This is a genomic window from Okeania sp. (assembly GCF_983059655.1).
On the sequence record NZ_CEZPJD010000355.1, the window covers coordinates 1 to 7,997 of the forward strand.

Annotated in this window: 4 protein-coding genes; 2 read left to right on the plus strand and 2 right to left on the minus strand. The window is 31.4% G+C overall.

All coding sequences use genetic code 11. The features are described from left to right. Positions 1–95 precede the first annotated feature (95 nt). Together AC3DU7_RS19010 and AC3DU7_RS19015 are read right to left on the minus strand one after the other, a co-directional pair. On the minus strand, positions 96–3,476 hold the full coding sequence (locus AC3DU7_RS19010) for an ATP-binding protein (RefSeq protein ID WP_488040880.1): 3,381 nt from the start codon (positions 3,474–3,476) through the stop codon (positions 96–98). A 1,079-nt stretch (positions 3,477–4,555) separates the two neighbouring features. Beyond that, positions 4,556–5,404 carry a helix-turn-helix domain-containing protein gene (locus AC3DU7_RS19015; RefSeq protein WP_488040881.1) on the minus strand — a complete coding sequence of 283 codons (849 nt, stop codon included), beginning with the start codon at positions 5,402–5,404 and terminating at the stop codon, positions 4,556–4,558. An 866-nt stretch (positions 5,405–6,270) separates the two neighbouring features. On the opposite strand from AC3DU7_RS19015, the gene AC3DU7_RS19020 reads away from it, so the two are divergent. Together AC3DU7_RS19020 and AC3DU7_RS19025 are read left to right on the plus strand one after the other, a co-directional pair. Beyond that, positions 6,271–6,738 carry a hypothetical protein gene (locus AC3DU7_RS19020; RefSeq protein WP_488040882.1) on the plus strand — a complete coding sequence of 156 codons (468 nt, stop codon included), beginning with the start codon at positions 6,271–6,273 and terminating at the stop codon, positions 6,736–6,738. A 31-nt stretch (positions 6,739–6,769) separates the two neighbouring features. Next, the gene (locus AC3DU7_RS19025; protein WP_488040883.1) at positions 6,770–7,204 is read left to right on the plus strand and encodes a hypothetical protein; all 435 of its coding nucleotides are present in this window, start codon (positions 6,770–6,772) and stop codon (positions 7,202–7,204) included. Positions 7,205–7,997: the final 793 nt, after the last annotated feature.

Consider the following 7,997-nt stretch of genomic DNA (forward strand, 5'->3'; position numbering starts at 1 on the left):
ACTCCCCTACTCCCCTACTCCCCTACTCCCCTACTCCCCTACTCCCCTACTCCCCAGCTCCCCTACTCCTTAAAAAATACTTTTGAGCGCAAACCCTATTTATCTCTAATTACTATATCTTTTTTCCATTCTTCTGGAATACCGTAAATTTGAGATTTTTTACAACGTTTGAGATAAAGTTTTACAGCTTTGTCTTCCGGGTTAATGTGGGAAATATTTAATAAAATTTCTTTTGCTGCTGAATATTTCTGTTGATAATAAAGAAGAATAGCTTGTTCAAATTCAGTTTTGGTTTGAATTTTTAATTGCTTTTGTGCTTCAGCATCTCCATCCAAAATTTCAAATACTGCAACTGCTTCTGTTTTCCCTTTTACTTTAACTCTATCTAAAAAACGATAATTATATTTATCGAATTCTTCTAAATCAAATAAAGTATTTCCACTGATTAAAAGATTGACTCCATAGAACTTAGTTAAACTTTCTAAACGAGAAGCTAAATTAACAGCATCACTGATTACTGTACCATCAATTCTTTTACTACCTCCCACAGTTCCTAACATTAAGTCGCCGGTATTGATTCCAATGCCAATTTTAATAGGTTGCTGCTGGATTTTTTGGCGTTCTTGATTATATAAATCCAGACTTTTTAACATATTAATTCCGGCACTAACCGCATCATCTGCTCTTCTACCAAAAAGAGCCATAATAGCATCACCAATATACTTATCAACAAACCCTTCATTATCTAAAATTGCTGGTTCCATTCGAGATAAATAAGCATTAATAAATTTAAAGTTTTCCTCTGGAGTCATAGTTTCACTTAAGGTTGTGAAAGAGCGAATATCAGAGAATAAAATTGACATTTTTTTCTTGACATTATCCCCTAATTTGACATCCACAATACTCTCACGTCTTAAAAAGTGTAAAAAACTATGAGGAACAAAACGACCATAAGCAGCATTTATTTTAGCCAAACGAATATGAGTTTTAATTCTGGCAAGTAATTCTGGTTTAGAAAAAGGTTTCGTTAAGTAATCATTTGCTCCTGAAAGAAAACCTTCTACTAAATCAGAAATTAATGGCTTTGCTGTTAACATCACAATCGGTAATTCACTTTGTAAAAATTTTTCCCTCAGCTTCTTTGCCACTTCATAACCTGTCATGTGAGGCATCATTACATCCAGTAAAATCAAATCTGGAATTAAGCCATTTTCAATTATTTCTAATGCTTCAATACCATTATTAGCTTGAGTAATAGCATAATTTTGTAAAGCCAGATTATTTCTAATAACTTGGAGATTTACTGGTTCATCATCAACTATTAGGATTTTAAAATCTCCTCTTTCTGCTGCTAAATCTTCTATGATTTCTTGATTTTTATGCTCAAATTCTGTAATTAAAGATATTGGTGAAGGCAAAGAAACTTGTGGAGAATCAACAGTTTTATTTTGAGATATTGGCAAAGTAAATTTAAACTTAGAACCGACTCCTACTACTGATGAAACATACAAATTACCACCATGTAATTCTACTAACTTTTTGCTAATAGCTAAACCCAAACCTGTTCCACCATATTCTCTAGCCGTAGAGCCATCTGCTTGTTCAAATGATTCAAAAACTCTCTCTAATTTATCCTCTGGAATGCCAATACCTGTATCGGCAATAGTAATTTCTAGTAAGGAAAGTTGATTAGTAGATTCAATTTCTTGATTTTCTAAAAGTTTAGCCGATACTTCAACAGTACCTGACTCAGTAAATTTAATTGCATTGCCAATTAAGTTGTAAAAAATTTGCTGGAGTCGATTTTCATCAGCATCCACAAACGGCATATCATGGTTAATAGAATTAATTAGCTGTAAAGACTTTTTGCCAATCATGGGGCGAGAAAGAGTCAGCACTATCTCTGTTATTTCTCTAACTCCCACTGGCTTTATTTGCAATTCAATATTCCGATTTTTAAGTTTAGAAAAATCTAGAATATCGTTAATCAAATTTGATAATCTTCTACCAGAATTAGCAATCATAGAAAGATTAGTGTTAACTTGGGATGGTAATTTTCCTGCTGCTCCATCTATCAATGATTCTGCAATGCCAATAATTCCATTTAAAGGAGTACGAAGTTCATGAGATGTATTAGCTAAAAATTCATCTTTTAATTTATCTAAACGTTCTAGTTGTTCATTCTTAGTTCTGAGAATGTCAAAGGAATTTCGTAACTGAAAAGCCATAGAATTAAAAGCTTTACCAAGGACACCTACTTCATCCTCACGTTGTAAATTTATTATCTGATTAAATTCTCCTTCTGATAAAGCGGTAGCTGCATCTTTTAATTGTAAGATTGGCTGCACCAACCAACGAGATGTTAAAACTCCAATTGCCGTTGCTAAAAGTAAAGCTAATAGACAAAGTACAATCGTAATTTTGGTCTGTTGATATATTTGTTCTAGAAAATCTGTTTCTGGAATTACTACTACAATTAACCAATCTAAACCATACTTATCTTGAAAGGGTTTGACATTAATAAACTCTCGTTGACCATGAAATTTAAATTCTAGATATTGTTGACTATTAATTGATTTATTGAAGTTAAACTCTTTGGCTAAATATTTTGCCGTAGCTTTAGTCAAATTGTTCTGGCTTTCAGTGGCTTTAACTCGTTGGGCTCCGTAAGCTTTATTTGTAGTATGAAAAGGCTTCTCTCCTGTAGAAGTTGCCACTAACATTCCCGAACGTTCAATAATAAAAACTTGTCCTGTTTTACCAACTTTTAAGCCACCTAAAAAATCTCCAATTTGTGAAAGATTAATATTAGTGAGTAATACACCCTGCAATTTTCCCTGCAAATTATAAAAAGGCATAGATGCACCAAGATAAGCAGTTATACCAGCAGTATTAGGATAAATCTCACTCCAAATAGGTTGACCCCTCACCACAGCAGCTTTATACCAAGGTCGAGTGCGCGGGTCGAATTTAATACTACTTAATAACTCAACCCGTTCGCCAAATTGATTTGTAGAATAAGTTTCAAAAATATAGTTACTTTCTACGGTTGAAACCCTCACCGTCAGAGTACCATTATCAAATCTTTCCGCCCCCAAATTAACTTTATTTTCTAACCCTAATCCCGTAAAAGTTAAAACATCAAATATTTGTAGTTGTTGCCAAAAGTAATTTTCTAATTGAGAAGTATTTTCCAAATCTAATTGACCATTACGAATAGCAGCAGCATTAATTTTATTAACCTGATGAGGAACACGAAGATAAGTTTGTAAACTTTGTTCAACCCTAGCAACTTGTTCATTCAAAAGTTGAGTAACTACATCATTAACAGCTCTCTGGCCATTTCTCATGGAAATATATCCCACCAAACTTACCACCCCAAAAATTTGCACTACAAATGGCACTATTAGAGTGATACGGATAGGAACTTTTCCGTAAATTTGAGCAACTAATTTAGTCAAAGATTTGAAAGACATATTCAACAATTAATAATTAATAATTAATAATTAATAATTAGGGGTTGCTGATTAAATATCAAAGTATTTATAGATAAAGGTTGTAGCCTTTTTAGAATGTGACAAAGTACCTGATTTTCGCCTTGCCTTATAAAGCTCAGAAAATGAGTATTTTGGCGTATAGTTGGGCAGAGTTGGCAAGAGATAATTTTTCTGAGTACCTCCTCTACAACTTCCTCCAACTCTTGAGTTTTAGCTACTCCCTACTCCCTACTCCCTGCCGAGCGCAAAAAGACTTATTTAGCAAACCCTAATTAACAATTACCCCTCTTTAAAAAGAAAACACATGAGTGCTAAACACTAGATATTTCTAAGGTTATATAGCATTATCAAATAATTTATAAAAAACTAAAAAATAGACCGAAATTCATAAATTTTTTTCCCGTATTTGATGTTCTCAGTTCAGATTTTCCTCAATTTGAAGATATTTTATGTCTAACTAAAATAAGATTATTATATTTTTTGTTAACTATATACTATAGCAATTATCAAGAAGCTTGAGGTATAAAATTCCTTTGTTTTAGGGAGTAGGGAGTAGGGAATATAAAATAAAAAGAACAACTGTGCCTGAGTAACTTGAGAAGTGCTATATATGAAGTACAGATATTAACGATTAAATGTTCCCAGGCATCTTGCCCGCTTCGGGGTATACTTGACCAATATAGAATTTGCTATATATATAGTGTCTTTTCATTTATTCTGTATATATATAACAGCAGCTATGAATGTATTTGACTTATAAAATAGTTGTAAGTTGGGTATGGGAATATCAATAATTCAACTTTTTATTTTTTGCCTCTTCTTTTTTCTTTGTGCTATAACTCATAATTCTAAGTTGTGACAGTATTTTAATTGCTACAAGAGGTGAGGTACAAAATTAGTTTTTTTTAGGGAATAGGGAATAGGGAATAGGGAATAGGGAATAGGGAATGGAAAATAAATCAAGATAAACCTCATTAACCTGAGAAACGACATATATTTTCTGATGTATAACAGATAATTAGGTTGAAGAAGTTCAAAATATCTTGATAGATTTTTATTTATGCTTGATTTAATAGTTCTAAAAATTCTGCTATAACTTTATCTGGTTGTTGAGTACAAGAGGAAATATCATAATGTCGAATAATTTTGATGTTAGGAGCTAAGTTTAAATCTGCTGGTAAAGGTTCGCTACTAATTTGAATAATTCCTAATTTTTCCCTGTGTAATATAACGAAATTAACTATTTTATTTTCTCTACCTGTGGCAGTGGTAAATCTAATTTTTGTGTTGGAGAAAAATATAATATTGGCGCGGTCGAGTGCTTCGGCAATTTTTACTTCTGCCTGAGAATTAAAATCTAATCCATTCCAGTTAATTGTGTTTTTCAAATAGGATTTATTTTGTAGGCGATCGGCTTTAGTATTTGTACTTTCCTCCACTAATTTTTTACCATTTGTAAGTACGATTAACTCGTGTAAATCTGTTTGACACAAGTTAGCTTCATTTACACTTAAATTAGTTCCACTCAAATTTACTCCTATTATTTGATTTTGATGTGATGTAAATTGATGTCTCTGCAAATATCGTCGAATAACTGACCGAATATTCTTTCTTTTTACCTTTTCATTAAAGGCTTTAGCTTTCGATAATTTTTTCCATAATTTTGCTGCAACAGACTTAATATATTCACTATCATAGGGAGAATTTTTCGCCATTTCTTCATAAGACTGTTTTCCTTGCCAACATTGCCTAAAAATAAACTCTTCAATATCATTCAAGCGGTCTTCATCATCTAAGACATCCTCTACAATAGCCAGTGCTTCTTCCACATTCATTCTCGTAAATTTAGGAATTAGTTTTGTATTGTACTGTAACATAGCTTTGAATAATGCGCTACTTTTTGTCACTTTTTATCAATAATTGTCACTGACAAAGGAGAAATTTAGTTGTTAAGATATGCCTATTTGCTGCTTTTTCTACCAATTAACTAAAATCATGTCACATATGATTTTCAACTTTCCGATGAAATAGTTGTATGAAATTATTGTCAGTTAAACTGTTCAGCTAAATCAATCTTTGCTTGGTAAGCATTCAGCAGTCAGCAATCAGCAATCAGCCATTAATTCGCTGCCTTTATAGGAATTAGTATTGAGAGGTTTAAGGAAAATTAAAAGTATTAAAAAAACAACTAACCTTGATATTAGCAGTGTATATTCATTATTTATGAAACAACTAAAAACTGAATGCGAGCTAGCTGAATACTTACTTTGCTTGAATTTTTTGACTTTCCTGAAAAGATATAGGAGTTGTTGTATAAGAATTATTCTTTGTATTCTGTTGATGCCAATTTATCTATAAAGTTTGAACTTATTTATCCTTCCTACCCTCTTAAAAAAAACTAGGGATGTTTCATTTTTGGTAAAAACTTTTATTTTTCTATTAGCTGTGAAATTTATTTCCAGATGACATAGTGACTAGTGCCGCTACGCGGAAGTCAGAAGTATTGATTGGTAAGGCTTTTAGGATTTTTTAACTGGTCAGTTATTTCCGCCATTCTGCACTAGAAAATCCGGAAAACCACTGTACTTCACTAACTTGAGAAACGCTATATTCATAGGGTGTAACTTATTTGATTTTTCAAGTAAGGAAATAAAATCACTCAAAAAAAGCCTAGAAAACAGGCAAATTCAGAATAAAACAGCCTTAACTGGCAAATAAAAAAAGTATTAGTTATTGATTACTTCATCAATACTACTAGACAGGAGGTATTTAATTGATTTATGGCAAATTTACTATGCAGGTAAGTTTTTTCTTTGCTTTTGAAGTACCTACCCAAGACCAACAAGAATTTTTAGATTCTTGGAAAAAATTAGAAATTAACTGGAGAAAAACTCCCGATTTAATTGATGCTCAACTCTATGTACAATTTGCTGATAAAAAAGAGCGCAAGCAGCAGTCATCTAACTGGTTAGTTCAAACTAAATGGCAATCTCTTAAAGACTTTATTTATGCTATATCCACAAAAGAATTTCAAGATTTTATTCAAAAGTGGGAAATTATAGAAGCATCACCTACCAGTTATCCAGTAATTAACCAAAATGAAATATTAACTAGGGAATATAAACCGATATACCCAAAAAAAAATCCTCACAAGCAAATAAGAATCTCAAATAATTTATTCATGGTAATATTCTTTTTTATCGCAGTTATTATTGTGGGAATTATTCTTTATTTCAGATAAATAAATTTAAACAAATTTGAAGTTAAATAAAATGAAAGGATTTTTACTTTTTATATTTGCAGCAGGATCTATTTGGGATTTTGTTACCAGTCTTTTAGGTATAATTGGTATATTTGGAGTAACTGATTGGAAACCAGAACATATTCCTATTTATATAAGTGCTTTTATTGGTAGTGCTTTAATTTTAGGGTTGAGTGGCAATGCAGAAGATATTTGGTCAAAATCTGGAAATGATAAATACAAAATATTAATCCCATTTCATATAATTGCCGTAATTTTTGATGCTTATACTTCTTTTTTAGGAACTTCACAAAGTGTTTTGTTAAGAGATAGTCGCACAGTTTTTATAACTATAGGTTTTGGAGAAGTTTGGGAAATGACAACTTTTGAACAAAAAATAGCACTTTTATTCGTCACAGTATTAGTCACAATAAGTCCTATCGTATTCTCAACATTGAGAGATTAAAAATTATTGATACCAAATTACAAAAATAGTTACAGTCAAAGCACCTATAAAACTTACAAAACTATGAATGCCGATTTAATAAAATATTGCTGTAGTCAGAGAGTAGGGAATAGGAAAGATAGAACAAATAAGTATTAAAACAAAAGAAGATAAATGGTTGAAATTTTACAATATATGATTTTTAGGCTAGGTGCATCTCAGTCTGATAAAAACAAACTTCTATCCAATGCTGAAACTTTTATTATTTCCTTTCCTGAGTTATCAATTTACAAATATCAGATGTACCATTTTATGATTGTCTGACTGTAGAAATAAATCATCGATTTAGATTTAACAACCTTTGCGTTAATTTCGTATCCGAGATTTGTACTTTTCCTCACTATTGTACGAGTAATATTTTATAGAATGCTCCGCAAACTTAACGAAGTCAGAAGTCAGAAGTTATCTTTGTAACGGGAATTTTAGCAACTATCCAAAAAAAATTCACCTTTTCAGGCGGGATTTTAAACCCAATTATTTTGATGAATTTTCCATATTTTTACAAACAACTTTGTAGCAATATTTTTTTGTAGATATTTTCTCTCTAAATAGATGGAAAAACTAAACTTATAAACAAATTCAATTAACAAAATTATTAATTTAACTAAAATGAACAACTGGCAACCAGGTACTACTTTAAATAACCGCAGATATTCCATAGAAAAAACTTTAGGAGAAGGAGGCTTCGGCATCACATATTTAGCATGGGATAATCAGAATATCGGCACAAAAGTAGTTATTAAAACCTTAAATC

Bases quoted from the DNA above. Each gene is read 5' to 3' on its own strand.
- AC3DU7_RS19010 (WP_488040880.1), bottom strand. From the start codon at position 3,476: ATGTCTTTCAAATCTTTGACTAAATTAGTTGCTCAAATTTACGGAAAA.
- AC3DU7_RS19025 (WP_488040883.1), top strand. From the start codon at position 6,770: ATGAAAGGATTTTTACTTTTTATATTTGCAGCAGGATCTATTTGGGAT.